Genomic DNA, 21,890 nt, shown 5'->3' on the forward strand with positions numbered 1-21,890 from the left:
CGGGAACCGCCTGCACAAGCGCGGTTCCCGGAGTCGCGGTACTGCTGACCTGGAGATGTCAGGCGGGCAGCAGGACCGAGTCGATGAGGTAGACGGTGGCGTTGGCGGTCTTCACGCCACCACAGATCACGTTGGCGTCGTTGACCTTGATCGCGTTGCCCGAGCCGGTCACCTTCACGACACCGGTCTGCACGGTCTTCTGGTCACCGGCGATCTTGTCCGGCGTGATCTGGCCGGGAACGACGTGGTACGTCAGGATCTTCGTCAGCAGCGCGTCGTCGGTCTTGAGCTTCTCGATCGTCGCCGCGTCGATCTTCGCGAACGCGGAGTCCACCGGCGCGAAGACCGTGAACTCGGCACCGTTCAGCGTCGAGACCAGGTTCACCTTCGGGTTCAGCTTGCCCGACACCGCGCTGACGAGCGTCGTGAGCAGCGGGTTGTTGCTCGCGGCAACAGCCACCGGGTCAGCGGCCATGCCCGACACCGAACCCGAGCCGGACGGAACCTGCTTGGCGTAGTCGGCACAACCGGGGCCGACGAGGTTCGCGGCCGGGTCGGCCATCGCGGCGGACGAGGTCGTGGTCGTGGTCGGGGCGGCGGCACTGGAGGAGGTGCCGCTGCTGGCCATGTCGCCCGAACCGCACGCCGCGCCGAACAGGGCGAGCGAGGCGGCGCCGAGGGCCAGGACGGTGTTGCGGACGGTCTGGTTCATGACGAGACATCTCCAAGAGGTGTTCGGGGCAGTTGCTACTGGTGATTCGCCGCCCCTCGGGAAGCGGATGGGTGCGGTTATCGGTTTGTTACCAACGGATTCGCGCGTCACGCGTGACCAGCGAAAACACTCCCAAATCGCGCGAAAGTCCACAATGGATGGTCAGCGGGTGCGCAATCCGAGTCGCCCACGGGCCCGAACACCTGTCATGGAACAAGGAGACATCGCCCCCGACTTCACCCTGCCCGACGACAACGGCGAAGCCCGCACGTTGTCCGGCTTCCTGGCCTCCGGCCCGGTCGTGCTGTTCTTCTACCCGGCCGCGATGACAGGCGGCTGCACCGCCGAGAGCTGCTACTTCCGCGACCTGGCAGCGGAGTTCGACGAGGTCGGCGCGCACCGGGTCGGGATCAGCCCCGACGGCGTGAGCAAGCAACGCACGTTCTCGGCCACCCACGGCTTCGACTACCCGCTGCTGTCCGATGTGGACGGAACCGTGGCGAAGCAGTTCGGTGTCTGGCGGCGCTTCAGCCCCCTGCACGCGAAGCGGCGCACCTTCGTCATCGACACGAACCGCGAGGTCCTCGCCGTGGTCAAGAGCGAGCTGAAGTTCACCGTCCACGCCGACCAGGCGCTCGAGGTGCTGCGAGCGCGCGTCTAGACGGCGATGCCGGCCCCGCGAGGTGCGGGGCCGGCGTCGATCAGCCGGCGACCGAGGTGAAGACCATCGAGTGCCAGCCGGTGGCACCGTCCGGGATGGGAGCGGCGCGCTCGTTGGTCTGCGTGTACCCCTTGCGGTCGGTGGCACGGCACTCCACGGTGTGGTTGCCCTCCTTCAGGTCCAGCTCGATGCGCCACATCCGCCAGGTGTCGACGTTGACCTCGGCGGTCAGCATCGTCTCCTGCCACGGCCCGCCGTCGACGCGGACCTCGACGCGGTCGATGCCCGTGTGCTGAGCCCACGCGATGCCCGCCGCCACGAACTTCCCCGCCGGTACCCGTTCGAACGACTTCGGCCTGTCCACCCGGGACATCACCTTGACCGGGGCCTTCTTGCCCCAGCCGCGCTGCGCCCAGTACGGGTCGAACGCGTCGAACGTCGTGAGCTCCATGTCCACCAGCCACTTCGTGGCGGAGACGTAGCCGTAGAGCCCGGGAACGACCATGCGGACCGGGAAACCGCGCTCCAGCGGCAACGGCTCGCCGTTCATCCCGATGGCCAGCATGGCGTTCGAGCCGGGAGCCATGATCGACTCGACCGGCGTGCCGCACGTCCAGCCGTCCACGCTGCGCGTCGCGAGCTGGTCGGCGCCGGGACGCACCCCCGCGTCCCGCAACAGGTCCGCCAGGTCGACGCCGATGAAGTTCGACGTGGAGATGTACGGGCCGCCGACCTCGTTGGACACGCACACCAGCGTGATGGTCTTCTCCAGCAACGGACGCCGCAGCAGGTCGTCGTAGGTCAGCACCATCTCGTTGTCCACCATGCCGTGCACGCGCATCCGCCAGTCCTCCGCCCGCAACCGCGGGACGGAGAGCGCGGTGTCGACCCGGTAGAACTTCTCGTTCGGCGTCAGGAACGTCGGCGTGCCCTCGCGGGCGAAGTCGGCGTTGAACGGGATCTCCGGCGCCTTCTTCCCGGGCCGCAACGTGATCCCCCGCCGCGAGGCCTCGACGTCCACCCGGCCGGCCAGGAACTGACCGCCCACGGCCGCAACTCCCGCGCCGGCCGCGATCGCCGCGGTCGACAGCAGGAACCTGCGCCGTCCTGGCACCTCGGCGGGCGCCTGGGACCACAGCCAGCGGAACGCCAGGACACCGACCGCGAGACTGACCAGCGGGGCGATCACGGCCCACCCCGTCGTGGTGGGTCTGGCCAGCACCGCGGCCACCCCGAGCAGGCCGAGCACACCGGCGAGCGCCATGCCGGGCCACGGGCTGCGGCGCGACAGCAGACCCGCCACCACGCCGAGCACCGCGAGCGCGACCGCCATGCCGCCGAGCAGCACCAGCTTGTCGTTCTCGCCGAACGTGCGGATCGCGAAGTCCTTGACCGGATGGGGCGTCAGGTCGATCGCGGTGTTGCCGACCGCGAGGAACGGCGACGCCAGCGGACTCACGAGACCCGCGACGAGGTGTCCTGCCGCCAACGCCGCAGCGACCGACACCAGGCCGATGAGGACGGATCGTGTTGCCTTCACACGTGTGGTTCGAAACGAACCCCACATCGGATTGGCACCAGACCCATTCGGGGTTTTCCACACGACCAGAGCAGTGCTCCAGATCACATCTGTTCACCCCAAGCGTCGTAACTGGCCGAATCAGCCCGCGACGCACAGTGACTGGCGCTACGGTGGCCCGATGCTCACGGCGTGGGGGCTGACCAAGGCCTACGAGGGTCGGACGGTCGTTGATCAGGTGGGCTTCGAGCTCCAACCGGGCACCGTGACGGCCTTCCTCGGGCCCAACGGGGCCGGCAAGTCGACGACCCTGCGGATGATCACCGGACTCACCAGACCCGACCGCGGTCAGGCGACGGTGGCGGGCCGGCCGTTCACCGCGTGGCCCAACCCGGCCCATGTGGCCGGGGTGCTGCTCGACGCCGCGGCCGTCCACCCGGGCCGCAGCGGGCGCGGGCACCTGCGCATGGCCGCGACGCTGGCCGGGGTGCCCGCTCGCAGGGCGGACGAGGTGCTCGAGGTGCTGGGGCTCGCCGACGCGGCCACCCGCAAGATCGGCAAGTACAGCCTCGGCATGCGCCAGCGCCTGGGCATCGCCCACGCCCTGCTCACCAACCCGCCGCTGCTCGTGCTGGACGAGCCCATCAACGGGCTCGACCCCGAGGGCATCCGTGCGGTGCGCACCCTGTTGCGGGGCCACGCCTCCCGCGGCGGCACCGTGCTGCTGTCCAGCCACGTGCTGTCCGAAGTGGACCAGACCGCCGACCGCGTGCTGGTGATCGGCAACGGCCGCATCGTCGCGGACGGCCCGCTGGCGAGCCTGACCACGTCGTCACGTTCGCTGGTGCGCGCCAAGGACATGAACCGCCTGGCCGGCGCGCTGCAGCGGGGCGGCGTCGCGATCCAGCCAGCGCCGGACGGGTACATCGCCGCCCACGCGCCGGTCGAGCGGGTCTCGGACGTCACGTTCGCCGCGGGCATCCCGTTGCTGGGTCTGCGCGAGGAGCAGATGAGCCTCGAGGACCTGTTCTTCCGTCTCACGAGTGGAGGCAGGGCATGATCCCCGGCCACGTCGCCCCGCCGGTGGTCGCGCCCGCCGGTGGTCCCTGGGCGGCGCGTGCCGCCGAGCGCTCACCGTTCTGGCGGCTGGTCGCGGTCGAGCTGCGCAAGCTCGTCGGTACCCGCTCGGACAAGCTCGTCCTGGTCTTCGCCCCGGTCTTCCTGATCGGCCTGATGGTGCTGTTCACGCTCCCGCAGACGAACCTCGCGAGCGCGGGCAAGCAGATCGGGCCGCTGCTGATCGTGGTCCAGCTCGGTCTGCTGCTCGTGTTCGCGACCGTGATCAAGCTGGTCGCGGGAGAGTGGCAGTACAAGAGCGTGCAGCCGACGTTGCTGGTGCAGCCCTCCCGCGTGCGCTACTTCCTGGCGCAGGGCACGGTTCTCGCGATCGTGTGGCTCGCGTGCTCGCTGTTCACGTTCGTCCTGTACCCGTTGCTCATCAGGACCGCCGCGAACGGGAACAGCCACAACTACCTGCTCGGCATGCGCCTGGGCTGGGTGCTCGGCGTTGCCATGCTGGCCACCGCCCTGGTCCTGCTCACCGCGTTGATCGTCTCGCTGCTCGTGCCGAACACGGGTGGCGCGCTGACGGTGTTCTTCATCGTGGTGCCGATCCTGATGCTCGCGAGGATGGCGTTGCCGGAGGTGTTCGGCCTGATCTACCCGCTGGAAGCCGCCTGGCACCTGGCGGGGCTCGGCACGGGCTGGGTGCAGACCGCGTGCTCGCTGGCACTCTGGCTGGCGCTGCTCGCTTTCTCGCTCTTCCGCTTGCAGCGCCGCGACGCGGGCTAACGCGCCCGGCTGCCGCCGTTCTCGTCGATCAGCGGCAGCAGCTTCTCCGCCGCGGCCTTCGCCGGAGGGCAGAACTCCCGCATCGCCCGATCGATCGGCTGGTCGACGTCCTGGCTCGTCAACGCGATGCTTTCCTCGAGGTCCATCGAGGCGTCCACCTCGAAGGGCAGCTCGGACCCGGTGTCCACGGTGACCGTGCAGTTCTGGTTCACCTCGCCACTGATCACCGTGGTCGCGTAGTAGCGGCCGAGCAGGACGGACCGCTGGAAGTGGTGCCCGGCGCCACGATCGCCGTTCCACACGTCCACGAAGTGCTTCGCGTTCGACTTCCGCCCGGCACCCGGCCCCAGCAGCGCGATCGTCATCCTGCCCCACTCGAAGTCCGCGAGGCAGCCGCCGCCGTTGCCCGAGATCGGCTTCTTCGCCGAGCCGATCAGCTCCCGCAGGTTCGGCGGCAACGTCTCGCACGTGTTGTCGAAGACCGGCGGACGGTTCAGGTTGAAGTCGAGGTTGTCGTAGGCGATCGCCTGCGGGTCCAGCGCCGGTCCCGGCGAGCCCAGCGGCGGCTCCGGCGGTGAGGTGCAGGCCGTGAGGGCCGAGACGGCGGCCAGGACGGCGGTGAAGCGGATCGCGCGCGTGCCCATGTGGCCAAGTTCAGCACATCCGCGATCTTCTGACGGCCGTTTGGACGATTCGCCCGCCCGCACGACCGGGTGACATCGGTACCGTCGGGGAAGCCGGACATCTGGGGGCGGGCATGACCGAGCTGTACGACGAGATCGGCACCGGGTACTCGCTGGGACGACGGACGGATCCGCGCTGGATGGCCGAGATCCTCGCCGCGCTCGGCACTGCGGGATCCATCGCCGACGTGGGCGCGGGCACCGGTTCGTACGAGCCGCCGGGCCGGACGGTGCTGGCACTCGAACCGTCCAGCGAGATGATCCGGCAGCGACCGCCCGGCGCGAGTCCCGCCGTGCGCGCCGTCGCCGAAGCCCTGCCGTTGCGCGACAACGCCGTCGAGGCCGCGCTGGCCGTGCTCACCGTCCACCACTGGACGGACTGGCGGGCGGGGCTCGCCGAACTCCGCCGGATCGCGCCGCGCCGGGTCGTGCTGGCCTACGACACGCGCCGGCACAGCGAGTTCTGGTTCGTCCGCGAGTACGTGCCCGAGATCGCGGAGCTGGAACGCACCCGGCCGTCCGCGGACGACATCGCGCACGAGCTCGGCGCGGACCGCGTCACCGTCCTGCCGCTGCCGTGGGACTTCACCGACGGGGTGTTCCCGGCCCACTGGCGGCGCCCGGCCGCCTACCTCGACCCCGGTGTCCGCCGCGCGTGCTCCGCGCTCGCCCAGACCGCTCCGGCCTCCGTCGAGCGGGGCATCGGGCGGCTGCGGGAGGACCTGCGCAGCGGCCGGTGGCACGACACCCACCGCGACCTGCTCGAACTCGACGAGTGGGACGCCGGGTTCCGGCTCGTCGTGTCGGGCTAGGACCAGTCGGGCGACCGTCCCAGCGTCGCCAGGATCCGGCGCAGCGGGTCGGAGTCGTGCTCTTCCAGAGCGGGTTTGAACGGCGCACCGGGCTGCAGCCTGCCGTCGCCGTCCGGGACCGCCAGCGCGATCCGCAACGCTGGTCCGGCGACCTCGGCGGCCAGGTGGTAGCCGAGGCCGAGCGAACGCGCGACGTCCCAGCCGTGCACCACGTAGTCGATCAGGTGGAACCCGACCGCCTGGACCGCGGGGAAGCTCGCGCGGAACTCCGGCAGCTCGAACTCCCGTTGCGACACCTCGGGTTCCGCGAACGCGGCCAGGACGTCCTCCGCCGCCTCGGCGTACTCGACCGGTCCGGCCGGCCGGACCTCCCAGGCCGCGAGTTCTCCTCCCCTGCCCCGTGCCGCGGCGGCGAAGCCGTGGTGCTGGGCGGTCATGTGGGCGAGCAGGCCGGCGAGCGTCCACTCGGCACAGGGCGTGCGCCTGCCCAGGTCGTCGCCGGACACCCGGGACACGATCTCGACGCTGGTCAGCACCACTTCCCGGTGGAGAGCCAGCAGGTGATTGATATGCACGTGCTTACGATAAGCAGGCACATATGATTGCCGCAAGGTCGGTATCATCCAGTTCGTGGATGGCCGGCGACGTGACCTCGCGGCGATGATCGCGCCGTTGCAACGAGCGCTGGTCGCCGCCGAGCAGCCGGTGCTGCGCGCCCACGGCCTGAGCATGTGGGGTTACGTCGTGCTGGACGCGCTCGAAGGCCAGCCGGTGCGCACCCAGGCCGCGCTCGCGGAGTTCATCGGCGCGGACAAGAGCCGCATCATCGGCGTGCTGGACGAACTGGAGAGCGACGGGCTGCTGGAGCGCACCCGCGACCCGGCGGACCGGCGCGCGCGGCTCGTCGCCATCACCGAGGAGGGCCGCCGCCGCCACGGCGCGGTCCAGGCCGAGATCCAGCGCGGCGAGGAACGCCTGCTCTCCCGGCTGACCCCGGCCGACCGCGAGGCGTTGCTGCGCTCGCTGACCCTGCTCGTCGACGAGTTGCCGAAGCCCGGCTGAGGGAGACACAGTGCCCGACCTGCACGCGCTCTACCGTGATCTGCACCAGCACCCCGAGCTGTCGCTGCAGGAGTTCCGCACGGCCGGTGTGCTCGCGGACGCGTTGCGGCCGTTGGGATACGAGGTCACGACCGAGGTCGGTGGCACGGGCGTGGTGGGTGTGCTGCGCAACGGCGACGGGCCGGTCGTGATGCTGCGGGCGGACATCGACGCGTTGCCCGTGGAGGAGACGACGGGGCTGCCGTACGCGTCCACTGCCCGTGCGACCAATTCGGACGGTGAGGACGTGCCGGTGTCGCACGCGTGCGGGCACGACATGCACGCCACGTGCCTGATCGGCGCGGCCGAACGTTTGTCGGAAACGCGCGAGGAGTGGTCCGGCACGCTGCTCGTGGTGTTCCAGCCCGCCGAGGAACTGGGTCTCGGCGCCCGGAACATGGTCGCCGACGGGTTGTTCGAACGGTTCGGCAAGCCGGAAGTCGTGCTGGCGCAACACGTCAGCCCGTTGCCCGCCGGGATGATCGCGTACGGCAGCGGCCCGCTGATGGCGGCCTCGGACTCGGTCCACATCACGCTGTTCGGGCGCGGCGGCCACGGTTCGGCGCCGGAGATCGCGGTCGACCCGGTACTGATGGCCGCGCATACCGTCGTGCGGCTGCAAGGCATCGTCGCGCGCGAGATCGCGCCGTCCGAACGTGCCGTCGTCACGGTCGGACGCTTGCAGGCGGGTACGAAGGAGAACGTCATCCCGGAGACGGCCGAGATCGGCGTCAACATCCGGACGTTCAGCGATCACATCCGCGGCATCGTCCGTGCCGCCGTCGAACGGATCGCGCGCGCCGAGGCCACCGCGTCCGGGGCGCCGCGCGAGCCCGAGTTCGACTGGTACGACGGCACGCCGGTGCTCGTGTCCGACCCGGACGCGACCACGAGGACGGTGGCCGCGTTCGCCGAGCACTTCGGCACCGGCAACCTGATCCCCGGCGCGGTCGTGAACGCCAGCGAGGACGTCGGCGTGTTCGGCACGTCCGCGGGCGTGCCGACCGTGTTCTGGTTCCTGGGCGGCACCGACTTCAGCACCCGCGACCCCGGCAGGCCCGTCGCGATGAACCACTCCCCCGAGTTCGCGCCGGACGTCGAGCCGACGCTGTCCACCGGGGTCGACGCGCTGGTCGTGGCCGCGCGGGCGTGGCTCGGGTAGCCGCGATCCTGTTGTGCACAACGGCAGACGGCTCAGGTGGCCGCGATCCCGTCGTACATGACGCGGCGCAGCGCCTCGCTCTGCGCCGCCTGGGCTTCCGGCATGCGCAGCGATGAGATGGCGGTGCCGAGGATCATGCCGTTGATCGCCCTGGCCGTGTTGTCGACGTCGAGGTCGGCGCGCAGGTAGCCCAGTTCGACGCCGTGCGAGAGGTACGCGGACGTGAGGCCGGCGGCCAGGTCGAACAGGTCGAGGATCCGCTCCGCCATGGCGCGGTCGATGCCGGGCGCCTCGAACAGCAGCAGGCGGGGCACTCGGGGGTCCTCGCCGAAGATGCGGCCGAGCGACTCGCCGATGCGCGCGGACTGCTCGCGGTACTCGGCGAGCGTCGAGACCGCGTCCGGGGCGTTCTCCGCCGTGAGCGCGCCGGTGATGCGGCCGACCAGGTCGTCGACGACGTGGTCGACGATGTCCCGCTTGTTCTGGAAGTAGCGGTAGAACGTGCCGTGCCCGATGCCGAGCCGCGCGGCCACGTCGGCGATCCCGGTGGCGTGGTAACCGCGTTCGGCGAAGCAGTCGAAGGCCGCGTCGATGATCTCGCGGCGCAGTTCCTGCTTCCTGCGCTCGGCGCGGCTGACGGGTTCGGCGCTGGACGTCATGCGCCCGAGTCTATGACCTGCGGAGTCTTGCGATCACCAGCGGAACTGACATACGGTTCCGAAACTGACACGCGATTCCGTTCGAGTGCGGAGGCCTGGATGCGGTACGACGCGGTGATCGTCGGAGCGGGGTTCGGGGGCATGGGCGCGGCGATCGAGCTCAAGCGGCTCGGGTTGCGAAACCTGCTGGTGCTGGAGCGGGAGGACGACCTCGGCGGCACCTGGCACGTCAACCGCTATCCGGGGCTCGCCGTCGACATCCCGTCCTCGACCTACTCGTACTCGTTCGAGCCGAACCCGCACTGGTCACGGCTGTTCGCGCCGGGTGCGGAGCTCAAGCGGTACGCCGAGCACGTGGCCGTGAAGTACGGGCTGCGGCCGTTGATGCGCTTCGGCGTGACGGTCGACGGCGCTCGCTGGCGGGGTGACCACTGGGAGGTCTCCGCCGGCGAGGAGACCTTCACCGCGCGGTACCTCGTGACCGCCACGGGGTTCCTGTCGATGCCGAGGACGCCGGACGTCGAGGGCATCGAGTCGTTCCGGGGCAGGGTGGTGCACACCGCCGCCTGGGGACCCGTCGACCTCGCCGGTCAGCGGGTGGCGATCATCGGCACCGGCGCGACCGCGGTGCAGCTGATCCCCGAGCTGGCACGGGACGCCGCCGCGCTGACCGTCTTCCAGCGCACGCCGATCTGGGTCAGCCCGAAACCCGACCACCCGGTTCCGGTGGCGGTGCGGAAGCTGTTCGCGCGGCTGCCTTTCGTGCAACGGGCCGTGCGGTGGATCGGCAGCTCGATCCTGGAGCTGATGATGATCTCCGGAGTGGTGCGCTACAAGCAGTTGCGGGTGGTGAACCGGCTGGCCGAGTGGTGGTGCCGGCTGCACCTGCGCCGGCAGGTCCGCGACCCCGGGCTGCGGCGCGCGCTCACCCCGGACTACTCGTTCGGCTGCAAGCGCCCGACCTTCTCCAACGACTACTTCCGCACGTTCACGCGGCCCCACGTGCGGTTGGAGACCTCCACGATCGACCGGATCGACGAGAGCGGGATCGTCACGGCCTCCGGTCGCACCGAGATCGACGTCCTGGTGCTGGCGACGGGGTTCGACCTGTGGGACACCAACTTCCCGGCGTTCGAGGTGATCGGGCGGGACGGCAAGGACCTGGGCGCGTGGTGGCGGCAGAACCGGTTCCAGGCCTACGAGGGCGTGACGGTGCCGGGGTTCCCGAACTACCTGTCGCTCAACAGTCCCTACTCCTACAGCGGGTTGTCGTACTTCACGACGATCGAGTGCCAGATGACGCACATGCGGCGGTTGTTCACGGCGATGCGCTCACGTGGGTCGTCGGTCTTCGAGGTGACGCAGCGGGCCAACGACGAGTTCCTGCACCGGATGCGTTCCAAGGTCGTGCGGAACTCCGTGTTCTCCCTTGGCCAGTGCGGCACCTCGCACAGCTACTACTTCAACCAGCACGGCGAGGCCACGTTGCTACGGCCGACCTCGACGGTGAGCGCACGCCGTGCCGCGCGCAGCTTTCCGTTGTCGGACTACGACTTCTCGCCGGCCTCGCCGCAGACGTCGTTCGTGACCGACGACACGACGGCGACCGGGAGCTGACCGGCTTACCCTGAGCGCCTCGACGAAGAGGTGCTCATGAACAAGCAGGCATACGCGGCCGCCGCCGTCGTGGACTCGATCGCAGCGACCGTGCGCGGCTCCAGGTCCGTGCGCCCAGTCACGAAAACCGCGCTGATGCCGGTGCTCGCCGCAGCCAGCCCACCGCAGGCCGCCGGCATGGCGATCGGCCTGGCCGGCTCGTGGGCAGGCGACGTAGCCCTGCTCGGCGACTCGGACACAGCATTCCGAACAGGACTCTTCAGCTTCCTGGTGGCCCACCTCGGCTACACCACGGCCCTGGCCCGCCGCTCCACACCGGGCTCCCGAAAAGCCGTGATCCCCATCGTCGCCGCCTCGGCCGCGGGCGCCGCCGTGTTCGCCAAGGCAGCGGGCCCGCTGGGCAAGCCGGTGGGCCTCTACGCCCTCACCCTGGGCACGATGGTCGCCGCCGCCTCGACCACCCGCGGCCCCGGCGCACGCCGGGTTCTCGGTGGCGCGGCCCTGTTCGCGGTCTCGGACGCCCTCCTCGGCGCCAGCCGTTTCGTCCTTCGAGGACGCGCGGCGCGGGTCGCCTCGGCAGGCGTCATGCCGACCTACGCGGCGGCCCAGTGGCTCCTGCACACGGGGTTCAAGACGTCGAACGGGTGACCCCCGGGAAAACCCGTTGGTACCCCCGTGCTAACGTTCTTCACGTCGGAACGAGCAAGGCTCCGACACGGGTCAAGCGCCGCTAGCTCAGTTGGTTAGAGCAGCTGACTCTTAATCAGCGGGTCCGGGGTTCGAGTCCCTGGCGGCGTACTCCAGAGAAGCAGGTAGAGATTCGTCTCTACCTGCTTCTCTGCTTTTCGGGCGCTCATCCGAGATCTCCCTTTCGTGGTTCTGGATCATGGTTTACGAGCCCGAGACATCCCTTAGCGGTCGCTCATCCCCAACCACCAGCGAGCGCACGCGTCTCGGGAAGGACTCACAAACCCGCTCCAACCCAGTGCTCACCCACCGGTGGCTGCTGCCCGCAATCGTGGCGCATCTGACCAGCGACCAGGCATCGGCCTCGCGTAGATCAACACCGCACCTATAGCCACCAAGGCGGCAACGCCTGCTGGTGATCCGCCACACCAACCGAGCACATCGATCAAGACGGTACCCCGCTGCCCGCCGCCCTTCGGGACGAAGGATGTCCCTGGTGTCCGGTTCATCGCGGTTTCCCGAGTCGGTGAATCATCAAGCATAGGCGTAGCAGGGGACCGACTAGGCCCGCACAGCCGCGACCGTTTGACTGCCGTCCGCGGGCATGATCGATCATCTAATCGATGTAGGCGTCGTTCGCCGGGCCTTCGATCAGGTTCGCGATACGAACGTCGGCGCGCCCTGCCAAGGCATGTCCCTGCCGAGCGCGTACCCGGATCCTTCGGCTGCCGCGTACTTGAGCAACAACGAGCTCATGGACAGTTCGGTGTGGAGCTGGTGCCCGAGCACCTCAGGATCGGCCATGACCGTCCCCCAGGCGTCCGGGTTTTCCGGGTCGAGCGGCATCCAGCCGCACGTCCAGCCGTCGGCCGTCTCACCCCAGGCGAGCATGCCGCTCGGCTCGGGAAACACCGGGACGCAGATTTGCGGTAGACGCATCGGGTTGCTCGTGGCCTTCCGGAACGTCCGCTCGACCAGACTCGGCAGCTCCTCCGGGGGCAGGATCGTGATATCGCAGAACGTTCCGGGTCCGTAGATCTCCATGAACGCTCGGTAGTCCGCGGGCAGCGGCAGGCCGAGCAACTCCTGGACCGCCGCCCAGTCGATGGACCGACGCAGAGCCGGCGGCGGCACGAGTTCCGCCAGCTCGGCGGTCGCGTCGTAGGGCCGCTCGTCGGTCAGCCCCGGGGTGAGCCAGGCCGGAGTGGGCGCGGAGAGCGCCGGGTCCGGCCCTTCGGGTGTCGGCTGGAAAAATGGATCGCCACCGAGATCGATGTCGTACGGATCGCCGTCGAAGCGATCGGATACCACGTCGTCGAGAAACGCGCTTACCGGGCCGTCATGTGCCGCCCAGTGTTCGAACTCCGGGTGCGCCACCACGATCGGCCACTTGCTCGGGTCGTCTCCGTCGGTGAGCCAGAACAACAGACCTGCACGATGCGAAACACCCCACGGCAGCAAGCCACCGGGCTCGGGAAATATCGGGTACGGGAACCGATCCGGCTCATCGTCGCGCCATTCGCGCATGTCCTGCAGACGCTGGACGTAGTAGCCGAGGTACTCGGCCGTTGGTGAGCCCACCGCGCCAGGCCGGATGAGCCGGATGAAGCCTTGAAAACGGCCGTCGGGGAAGATCTCCACCAGCGCCTTGTAGTCGTCGGGCAACGTCAACCCCAGCGACGACTCGACAGCCGACCAGTCGACGTGGTTGACGGCCATACCATCGATACCGAGACGCGCGGCCAGGTCCCCGACGCTGCCCATGAGACGCACTCCTTCTCACGTGGTTCCCCAGCCAACCTACGGGAGGCCGGGACAAGCAGCCAGGTGTGNNNNCACCTGGCTCCAGCTATCTGTTGATGACCGTTCGGTTGATCACACCACTCGAGCTGTATGCGTAGATGTGCACTGCTGCCGGTATGCCCATGTCAGGACCGGTGTGTTGGGTGTAGATCGGGGTCACCGCGTAGTACACCCTTTCCCCTCGCCTGACGCGCCGGGCGACCTCGTCCTCGATGCTGCGCATCTCCCTCTGGTTGGCGTAGGGGTACAGCGGCACGAAGTTCTCCGGCTTGGTGTTGCTGCCGCCGAACATCCGCGCGATGAGGTGGCCGCGGTCCATCCCGTCCTTGAACCCAGGCGGTGTGAACCTCGCGCTCTCATCCCGTTCCCGCACCTGGCCTACGAGGCACGCCTCGGCGCCCGTCGCGCGATCGTGGCGGTCCAGGTTCTGGTAGATGACATAGCTGACGGTGCCAGCGGTCGCGGCCGAGCAGTCCCGTGCGCCTCGGGCGTAGTCGATGCTGCGTTCCTGCGTCTGCGGCTCTGCGCCGGACTGGGTGAGCGTCGTGAGCAGGACTCCGAGCAACCCGAGCCTGCTCAAGCCGCCCGAAGGCCTGGTGGACGGCGGGGCGACAGGCGTCGGATGCTGTGTCGCCGGAAGGGTTCTCGGCTGCTGGTAGGCCAGTACCCCCAGCGACGCGAGCTGCTGCGGGCTGTACTTCCCGCTGATGTGACCGCCCTCGGAGGGATCGATGCCGCAGTCACCGAGGTACCCGAGGCAGTAGCCGGGCTCGTCCTCAGGACGGTGACCGTCGAGCTCGACACCAGTGATCGGGTTGCCGCCGACGAACGCGTAACGGTTGCTGGTGAACGGATCGTTGCCCAGTTCCATATCGGACAGAGCGCCGTTGTACATGTCCCTGGTGAGGAACCGGTTGAGGTTCGGGCTGTAGTCGCGGAAGCCCATGTCGTAGGAGTTCGAGGACGGATCCCAGCGCTTGCCGTTGTAGCGGTAGAAGTTGTACGGCGTCTTTCCGGGCTGCTGTGCGTCCGGCTTGTCGATGCCGGTGAAGGCCTCCTTGTCGTCACCACCGTAGGCGGTGTAGCCGTACGTCGCCTTCGTGTCGCCGTTGTCCTTGGTGAGGGTTTCGACGTCGGTGTGCGGGTTGTAGCCGTAGTAGGAGTCCTCAGCCACCTCGGGGCCAGCGCCGTCGGTGTCCTTCTTGATCTGCGACAGTCGCTGCCCGAAGGCGTCGTACGAGTACGTGCGCTGCAGCTGTCCGGCGATCTCCTCCGCGACCACCTTCTCGCTCAGCCCGAGGTAGGCGAAGTCGGTGGTCTTGCCGTCCTCGGTCTTCGACGCCGTGCGGTCCAGCGGATCGTAGGCGTAGGACGTGGTCTTCATCCCGCCGGACGGCTGCTTCTTGCTGTGCTTGGTAGTCCGGTCGAACCCGTCGTAGCCGTATGACTCGATGATCTGGTTCGCCGCCGTCACCGTGTCGAGCCTGCCGAAAGGGTCATACTTGTAGGACGAGGTCACGCCCTGGGCCGACGCCGACAGCAACCTGTTGCGGTCGTAGCCGAACGTCGTCGTCGTGCCGTCGAGCGTCTGCGTGACGACGTTGCCGTTGGCGTCGTGGACGTAGTTCTCGGTCTCCAGCACCGCGCCCGCGGCCGACTTCTTCGTCTGGTTCCGCAACCGTTCCAACGGGTCGTAGGTGTATTCGCGCACCTCATCGAGGTAGGCCGACGCGTTGTCCGCGTTCTGGATCTTCGAGGCGTCCTTGGCCCGGTGGCCGTTGGGGCTGTAGTCGATCAGGTGCTGAGCGACCAGTGCGCCACCGGACTTCGACTCGACCTGCGACGCGAGCGCGCCGTCGAAGTGGTAGCCGTAGACCACCTTGTTGCCGTTGGGCTTGACTTCCTCCTTGATCTGACCGCGATCGGTATAGCTGTAGGTGGTCATCTTCGCGGCGCCGCCGGTCTCGGTGTTCTTCACCCACTCGACCAGGTCTCGCGGGTCGTAGGAGAACTCGGCGGTCTGCTTGTCGTGCTCCCTGGTCTTGGTAGCGCCGTTTTCGTTGTAGGAGAACCTTGTCGTCGCCTTGACTGCGTTCGCCAGCTGCTCCTCGATCTTGGTGAGCTGGTTGAGCCCGTTGTAGGTCAACGCGTACGCATCGAACTTCGCTCCGGGTGAGGAGTCCGTCAACGAGGTGAGGTTCCCGTTGGCGTCGTACCCGTGGGTGAATGTCTTGTCCTCGTCGTCGGGATCCGAGCTGTTGTTGCGCACCAGCTTCACGGCGTCCGCGAGCACCGTGCCGTTGGCCTGATCGGTCAACGTGATCTTTGCATCGTGCCCCGTGGTGAACGCGAAGCTGCCGATGCTGAACCACTCGCCGCCGCGCTGGGTCTGGTCCACCGCGACGGTGGTGGTAGTCGTTCCCGTCTCGACCTTGTAGGGCGCGTCCGTAGCCACTCCATCGACGTTCGAGGGGTACTTGACGAAGACCTCGTAGCTACCGTCCTGCGGGATGACGGGTTTCCAGGTGAACGTGGTCGCACCGGTGCCGCGCGCCGTGCTGCGGTAGTCGTAGCCCTGGAACCCCTTGCCGCCGCTCGTGGCGGTCGGCCAGTTGCCCGTGAGCTCGATGAAACCGGTGTCACTGTTGTCGGTCAGCACGACGTGGAGCCCGACCGGCACACCCTTGTCCGACCGTGACTTCAGTTTGCCGTCGGGAAAGAAGTCCCACGTCATGGTCCGGCCTGACGAGCCGCCGGCGCTGGTGAGTGTGCGGGATGCCTGGTGGCCGAGTGGGCTGTAGTCGTAGGACGTGGCGATGTCCCACGGGTCGGTCGAGCTGCGGACCCAGCCGTTGTCGAAGTAGTTGTACCTCGTGGTGTTGCGGATCGTCTGGCCCTGAGACGGCGGCGCGCTGACCTCCTTGATCCTGCCGACCGAGTCGTAGGTGTAGGTCATCTTTTCGGGCGTCTTGTACTGCGCGTCGTCCTTGTCGAACGGCGTTAGCTTCTCGATGGGACGGTTCAGCTTGTCGTGCACCGTTTGCTGGACGAAGTCGTCCGCGTCGTCGGTGGTTTCGACGCCGCGCGGTGTGATGACGCGGGTCTGGTTTCCAGCCTCGTCATACTCGAACTTGGTCACACGGGTGACGCCGGCCTTGTGCGGGACGTGCGCCTCGGTCACCTTCGCCCGCGCGTCGTACACGAGTGTCGTGGTGTGGTTCTCCTTGTCGCGCTTGGAGGTGACGTTGCCGTCCTTGTCAAAGCCGATGTGTTCGACCTTGCCTGTCGCGTCGACCGTGTCGACCTTGCGGTGGTTGAGGTCGTAGGCGAACTTCGTGGTGTAGTCGTTCTGGTCGGCCGTGGCGTTCTTCCTCGGGTCGACCACGGTGATCAGGTTGCCGACCCGGTCGTAGCTGTAGTCGATCCTCTTGTTGTCGGCGTTGGTGGTCGACTTGAGCTGGTAGATCTCGTCGTAGTCGTACTTCGTGACGTAGTCGTCGGCGATAGCCGGTGTGAGGGTTCCCAACGGCTCGGTCTCGGACTTGAGGTTGCCGAGCTTGTCGTAGGTGAAGATCGTCTTGCGTTCCGGCCCGGTCGGAGTGTCTTTCGGCGCGGTCGTCTCGAACGGCCGGTCGTTCTTGTCGTAGACGGCCGTGGACACCGAACCATTCGGCGAGGTCGCCTGGGTCACGTTGTCGTTGACGTCGTACACGGGGGCTGGTGTGACAATGAAGTGGCCGGCGGCCTGGTCCTTCGGAACCTTCATCTCCAGCGGACGACCGAAGGTGTCGTAACCGATGGTGGTCGTCTTACCGAGGGCGTCAGTCGTCGAGAGGACGTTGCCACGCACGTCGTAGGCGGAGTTCGTCTCGTTGTTGTACGGATCCCTGGTCTTCTTCGGATAGCCGGTCGGGTCGAAGTCCAGGAACACGGTGGTGTTCTCGTTGGCGTCCGTGGAGGTCTGCAGCTGACCGAACTGGTCGTAGGCGTAGACCGTCTTGTAGTCGTCCGGCGACGGAGTCGGTACGCCCTTCGGGTCGGTGATCGACGTCAGATTTCCCTTGGCGTCATAGCCGAACGCCCATGTGTGCCCCTCCGGCGACGTCTTCGAGCTGAGGTCGGCGACGTAGCCGTTCAAGGACGTCTGGTAGTTCAACCTCGTCGCGGGCCAGTTGTTGGCCACGGACTCCGCGTCCCGTTTCGAGGTCGGGTAACCAGTTTTCGGATCGTAGGTCCACGTCGAGACCGCGCTGTTGTCCTCGGTCAGCTTGATGACGTTGTTGTCCGCGTCCCAATCCATCTGTGTGGACTGGTTCTTCGCGTTGGTGGTTTTGACCGGACGGCCGAAACCATCCGTGCGGTACTTCGTCTGGCGGTTCTCCGCGTCAGTGACCGTTGTCTCGATCTCGGAGCCCGAGTGACCGTCCGGGTCGGTGTAGGCGAGGTTCGTGGCGAAGTCGAGTCGGTCGGTGATCGTCTTCGCCCGCCACTTGCTGGTCAGCAGTGGGGCGTCGTAGTAGGCGAGGTCCGTTTCGTGGGTGCGCGGGTCGGTGACCTTGACCAGCTTGACGTTGTTGATGCCCAGGCCGACGTCGTAGTCGAACTTGAACGTCTTCGGTTGGGGCGATCCCGCGCCGTCCACAAAGGATCTGAGCAGGCCCAGGGTGTTGTAGTTGAACTGGATCGTGCGGCCCGAGATGTCGCGTACCGACTGGAGCTTGTCGACGAGCTTCAGATTGTGCGTCTCGCCCCAGCGCCAGTAGTCCAGCGTGAGCGTCTGACGACCGGCCGGGTCGGTGACGTAGGCGAGGTACTTGCACGGCTTGTTGAGGCCGATGGACCAGCGTTCGGTGTAGGTGAAGCGCTGCTCGTTACCGTTGCGGTCTTTGATCGCGGTCAGGTAGCCATCGGTGTCGAACAGGAACTCGGTGCGGTCGGGGCGGGTCATCTTCCACCGCCGCGACTTCTCCGCCTCACCGTCGCGCTGCAGGTACAAGTGAACGCCTGCGGGGCTGTCGTAGGTCCACTTCGCCGGGTCAAGGCTGTTGTTCTTGTTCAGCTCGAACTTGTGCGATGTGCCGTCGCCGTCGGGCAGTGTCACCGTCAACGGGTGGCCCGGCAGCAGAAGCGGGGTCATCTCGAGGTTGGCGCCCAGCCTGACCAGACCGCTGGCAGCGAGTGACCAGCCCTGGCCGACCGCGGTCGACGAGGTGTCCATGCTGTTGTAGGTCATGCGCATGAACGTGTTCAGGCCGCGGCCTGGGTTGCTGAACGCGTCATAGGACCAGACCGCGTTGCCCGCGAACTGGTTCACCAACAGGTTCGAACCCGCGCCCGTCGCCTTGCCGGAGTAGGAGTAAAACTTCTCCAGGCCGAGCTGGTTGGACGTGGGGTGCTCGACGGTCACGTTCTGCTGCAGCACCGGGATTCCGCCTGTGTCGGACAGCCAAGTGTTGTTGGTCTTGTCGCGCAGGTCCCACTTCAGGATGAACTGCTCGCGCAGGTTGGCGATGTCCGCGATCACCGGCGCCCTGACCTTCGCCTGCAGAGTCACGGTTTCGCCTGGCTTGACGTCGTGCGGCAGCGCCGTCTCCCGGCGGTTGTCCGGGGTCGTGATGTCGGTGAGGTCGGGCCTGTTCCAGCGGTAGGACAGAACCTGGTCGGTGGCCTTCCACGTGGATGTCGTGGTGTTGGTGACCGTGACCGGGATCGTGTACTCATCGCTTGGGATCATCCGGATCGCCGGGGTGTCCGGGGCGTAGTAAGTCATCATCGCGGTTGGCTGCGTGTAGGTGACCGTCAGCTTCGGTCGCAGGTGCGGTTCGGCCGCCTCATCGGACAGGAACAGCACGCGCTGAGTGGCGTTCTCGTCGCGCAGCTTGATCTGGTAGCCATGGTTGGTGGCTACGTTGCCGATCCACCCCTGGGCGGTCGCGGTGACGTCCCAGATGTGCCGGTTCGGGTCGTTGGTGATGCCGGTGACATGGTCGGTTGCCGCGGCGAAGTCGCCGCCGGGCGTGGTCCACCCGCTGTTCCACGTGGTGTGGTTCTCCACGAAGGACTTCGTCAGTGGGTGGGCGTCGAACGTGCCGCCGGCGCCGGAGGAGTAGAAGCCCCACAGGGTCATCTCGGCGTTCGTGATGCGCGCGTCCGCTGGAATCTGCGACAGGTCGCGGAACTTCACGACCGCGCGCGTCTTGCCGTAAGTCTGCGAACCGGTGCCGGCCATCAGCCACGGCTGGCCGCCCAGCATGTCCAGATTCGTGGTGTTCTGCGTCGACGAAAGCGTTGCGTCGTCCGCACCGCCACGCAGCACCTGAGTGACGAACCCCGCCTTGGGCAGGCGCACCAGCTGCGTCGGGCCCGGAATCACTGTGCCGTCACGGGTTTTCACCGCGACCATGTAGTAGTAGGCGCTGCCGAACGGGTCCGGCGAGTCCGCGGGGGTCGGCCGGGCAGTCGTGTCGGCGAACGATGTGGCGCTGGGCTCCAGTGGCGCGACCAGGGTCGACTCGCCGGGCGTGAACGCCTGGAACACCGTGCGGTGCACCTGGTACTCGACCAGGTCGTCGCCGGGATCATTCGGGTTCGGGTCCTCGTAGGCGCCCCAGTTCAGCTCCGCCCCCGTCGCGGTGATCTTCGTCGGGGCCTGCAGGTCCGCGCTCGGGCGACCGTAGGTGAGGATCAGTTTCGGGGTGTTCTGGGTCTCGCCGTTGTAGGCGAACTCCGCGGCGTGGTAGATCGCGCCGCCCTTGCCGAGCCCTTCATCCCTGGCCTTGACCATCAGGCCGTGGTTCGGCGACGAGCCGGACACCCACTGCTGCGCAATGTTGCGGACATCCCACTCGTGCCAAACGTTCGCGGTCTGCGCCTGCTTCGTCGCCGTCGACAGCGCTTCCTCGGCGAATGCGCCGTTGGCCGAGTTCCACGTCGCGGTGTCTTCGTTCCAGCCCTGCGTGACCCGCCGCACTTCGTGCACGTTGTTGTTGGCAGCGGTGTGCAGCTCGGAGTCGTAGTACAGCCGCAGTTTCGCGCTCTCCAACGCCGTGCCCGCCGGGACGACGGACGTGTCGAACTTGATCAGCGTGCGGGCCGTACCGAGATGGTCTGTGCCCACCGACAGCTGGTAGCTGCTGCCGTCGTTGCGGTCCGGGGTGTCCGACCAGATCTGCACGTCCTGCCCGGTCGTCGGGGTGGGTTGCAGCTTGATCGTCGGGTCGATCGTGACCGGGTAGCGCCGCTCCTTCGCGCCAAGCCAAGCCTGGTCCGCCTTCACCGTGACGGTGATCCTGCCGCCCTCTTGGGAGACGGTCTGGGTGACCTTGTCGCTCCACGCCCTGCCGTGCGGCGACTTGCGGTCCGGCAAGCTGTCGAACATGAACGGCCTGGGCATCGTGAACACCGGCGGCGCGTCCGGGTTCTCGAAGAACCCGATCACACCGCCAGGCAGCTCTCGTGCCGTCACACCGGCAAGGTCCAAGGTGAACCTGTAGGTCGCGTCCTTGGGCGCCTTGGCCAGGACGATCTTCTCCTTCAGCGCCTCGCTCGTGACCTCGTACACCAGGTCCGCGCCGTCCAACGCCTTGGCGTAGGTGACCTTGTCCCTCTCCACCTTCGGCGTGACACCGGTCGGGGGCTTGTCGATGCCCATCGCGATCCGCCTGCCACCCACCTCGAACCGGGCCAGCTTGTCGCTCCTGTCACCGAACAGGCTGGTGAAAGCGTTGGTGTCATTGACAAAGCGGTACCCGTCGCGCGGCCTCTCCCGCACTGTCCGGTCGGCGTCCGGCCGCGAAGAGACCTCGACCTCGAGCTGGCCGTTGGACATCTGGAACACACGCTGCGACGGGGTACGCTTCTCGGTCAGCTCACGAACCCGCTTCGGCGGCTCAGGCTTCGGCTGCTGTTGCTGCGGCAGCGGTCTCGGCGCTGCCTCAGCCTCAGGGCGCAACCAGTCCACGATCGTTTGCCAGATCCCCAGGTCTGGCAGCTTGCCTGGGCCGTTGATCGGCGATCCCGCCGGGAGGCCGGCCACCGCCAACGCTGTCAGCGACAACACGATCAGAAGTTTCTTGGGCAGCCTGAACCCACGTGACGACCGCACGGCACCCCCCGGTGCAAAGACGCCGGGAGCCACCACCCCCACGGTGATCGGTCAACCACCCAGCGTCACCCCAAAGGGACGCTAGCTAACGAGCAACTCACACCCTAGAACCAAACGGCGCAATCACTACCGCCATCCTTCGCCGCACACGGCGGCGTATCTAGTGGCTCGGTAGCGGGAGACTCCTTCTCCTCGATACCGGAGAAACCTCACGTCGAACCATGGAGCGACACGGAAACCAGACCAGGCTAGCGAGCAGGTCGCCAGCTCCGGCGAGCGTTTACGGCTGTGTCGGCGGCCAGTGAAATGACCTGGCGCTGATTGCGTCTGCGCCGTGAGGCGCTGTTGATTCGAGTGGAGGTGGAAGACCTTCATCACTTGCCTGTCGCAGCAGGTGGGTGGAGCTGAGGGCAGCCTGATCCGGGTGGTGCCGGGGATGGCGGGAGCAGCCCTGACCAAGCCGGGACGTGTCAGCACTGCCAGATGGTGCGGGTCCGGCGAGCGGGACGGAAAGGATAC

Annotated in this window: 15 protein-coding genes and 1 tRNA gene; 9 read left to right on the forward strand and 7 right to left on the reverse strand. The window is 67.5% G+C overall.

The features are described from left to right. Window positions 1-58: 58 nt before the first annotated feature. Window positions 59-712 carry a fasciclin domain-containing protein gene (locus IEY88_RS31080; RefSeq protein WP_189158444.1) on the reverse strand — a complete coding sequence of 218 codons (654 nt, stop codon included), beginning with the start codon at window positions 710-712 and terminating at the stop codon, window positions 59-61. 208 nt (window positions 713-920) lie between these two features. Between IEY88_RS31080 and IEY88_RS31085 the strand changes: the two genes are divergently transcribed. Next, window positions 921-1,373: a peroxiredoxin gene (locus tag IEY88_RS31085; RefSeq protein ID WP_189158445.1), complete on the forward strand. Its 453-nt coding sequence runs from the start codon at window positions 921-923 to the stop codon at window positions 1,371-1,373. A 40-nt stretch (window positions 1,374-1,413) separates the two neighbouring features. Here IEY88_RS31085 and IEY88_RS31090 read toward each other — a convergent pair whose 3' ends face one another. Next, window positions 1,414-2,940, reverse strand: a complete 1,527-nt coding sequence (locus tag IEY88_RS31090) for a molybdopterin-dependent oxidoreductase (RefSeq protein WP_189158446.1) — start codon at window positions 2,938-2,940, stop codon at window positions 1,414-1,416. Between the two features lie 133 nt (window positions 2,941-3,073). Between IEY88_RS31090 and IEY88_RS31095 the strand changes: the two genes are divergently transcribed. After that, window positions 3,074-3,952, forward strand: a complete 879-nt coding sequence (locus tag IEY88_RS31095; protein WP_189158447.1) for an ATP-binding cassette domain-containing protein — start codon at window positions 3,074-3,076, stop codon at window positions 3,950-3,952. Further along, entirely contained in the window at window positions 3,949-4,743 is a 795-nt protein-coding gene (locus tag IEY88_RS31100; protein WP_189158448.1) for a hypothetical protein, read from the forward strand. Before IEY88_RS31095 ends, IEY88_RS31100 begins: the two co-directional genes overlap by 4 nt. Here IEY88_RS31100 and IEY88_RS31105 read toward each other — a convergent pair. Next, a complete protein-coding gene (locus IEY88_RS31105) occupies window positions 4,740-5,387 on the reverse strand; it encodes a hypothetical protein (RefSeq protein ID WP_189158449.1) in 648 nt (215 codons plus the stop codon). The genes IEY88_RS31100 and IEY88_RS31105 overlap by 4 nt on opposite strands. 113 nt (window positions 5,388-5,500) lie before the next feature. On the opposite strand from IEY88_RS31105, the gene IEY88_RS31110 reads away from it, so the two are divergent. Then, the gene (locus tag IEY88_RS31110; protein ID WP_189158450.1) at window positions 5,501-6,238 is read left to right on the forward strand and encodes a class I SAM-dependent methyltransferase; all 738 of its coding nucleotides are present in this window, start codon (window positions 5,501-5,503) and stop codon (window positions 6,236-6,238) included. On the opposite strand, the gene IEY88_RS31115 is transcribed toward IEY88_RS31110, so the two are convergent. Then, the gene (locus tag IEY88_RS31115; RefSeq protein ID WP_229693946.1) at window positions 6,235-6,813 is read right to left on the reverse strand and encodes a TIGR03086 family metal-binding protein; all 579 of its coding nucleotides are present in this window, start codon (window positions 6,811-6,813) and stop codon (window positions 6,235-6,237) included. The two genes, IEY88_RS31110 and IEY88_RS31115, sit on opposite strands and share 4 nt — an antisense overlap. Before the next feature lie 55 nt (window positions 6,814-6,868). Between IEY88_RS31115 and IEY88_RS31120 the strand changes: the two genes are divergently transcribed. Beyond that, window positions 6,869-7,300, forward strand: coding sequence for a MarR family winged helix-turn-helix transcriptional regulator (locus IEY88_RS31120; RefSeq protein ID WP_308426023.1), 432 nt, complete (start codon window positions 6,869-6,871; stop codon window positions 7,298-7,300). Between the two features lie 10 nt (window positions 7,301-7,310). Further along, window positions 7,311-8,501, forward strand: a complete 1,191-nt coding sequence (locus IEY88_RS31125; protein ID WP_189158452.1) for an amidohydrolase — start codon at window positions 7,311-7,313, stop codon at window positions 8,499-8,501. 32 nt (window positions 8,502-8,533) lie between these two features. Here IEY88_RS31125 and IEY88_RS31130 read toward each other — a convergent pair whose 3' ends face one another. Further along, window positions 8,534-9,160, reverse strand: coding sequence for a TetR/AcrR family transcriptional regulator (locus IEY88_RS31130; RefSeq protein ID WP_189158453.1), 627 nt, complete (start codon window positions 9,158-9,160; stop codon window positions 8,534-8,536). A gap of 99 nt (window positions 9,161-9,259) precedes the next feature. On the opposite strand from IEY88_RS31130, the gene IEY88_RS31135 reads away from it, so the two are divergent. The 3 genes from IEY88_RS31135 (at window position 9,260) to IEY88_RS31145 (ending at window position 11,575) form a co-directional block, all read left to right on the forward strand. Continuing rightward, entirely contained in the window at window positions 9,260-10,777 is a 1,518-nt protein-coding gene (locus IEY88_RS31135; protein ID WP_189158454.1) for a flavin-containing monooxygenase, read from the forward strand. Between the two features lie 36 nt (window positions 10,778-10,813). After that, complete coding sequence (locus tag IEY88_RS31140) at window positions 10,814-11,425, forward strand: lysoplasmalogenase (RefSeq protein ID WP_189158455.1); 612 nt, start codon at window positions 10,814-10,816, stop codon at window positions 11,423-11,425. Window positions 11,426-11,501: 76 nt separating this feature from the next. Then, a tRNA-Lys gene (locus tag IEY88_RS31145) sits at window positions 11,502-11,575 on the forward strand. 540 nt (window positions 11,576-12,115) lie between these two features. On the opposite strand, the gene IEY88_RS31150 is transcribed toward IEY88_RS31145, so the two are convergent. Further along, window positions 12,116-13,228 (reverse strand): SMI1/KNR4 family protein, encoded by a 1,113-nt coding sequence (locus tag IEY88_RS31150; protein ID WP_189158456.1) that lies wholly within the window; start codon window positions 13,226-13,228, stop codon window positions 12,116-12,118. An 85-nt stretch (window positions 13,229-13,313) separates the two neighbouring features. After that, on the reverse strand, window positions 13,314-21,326 hold the full coding sequence (locus IEY88_RS31155) for a DNRLRE domain-containing protein (RefSeq protein ID WP_229693947.1): 8,013 nt from the start codon (window positions 21,324-21,326) through the stop codon (window positions 13,314-13,316). Between the last annotated feature and the right edge of the window lie 564 nt (window positions 21,327-21,890).

The sequence above is a fragment of the Lentzea pudingi genome (genome assembly GCF_014646255.1).
GTDB classification, from domain to species: Bacteria; Actinomycetota; Actinomycetes; order Mycobacteriales; family Pseudonocardiaceae; genus Lentzea; species Lentzea pudingi.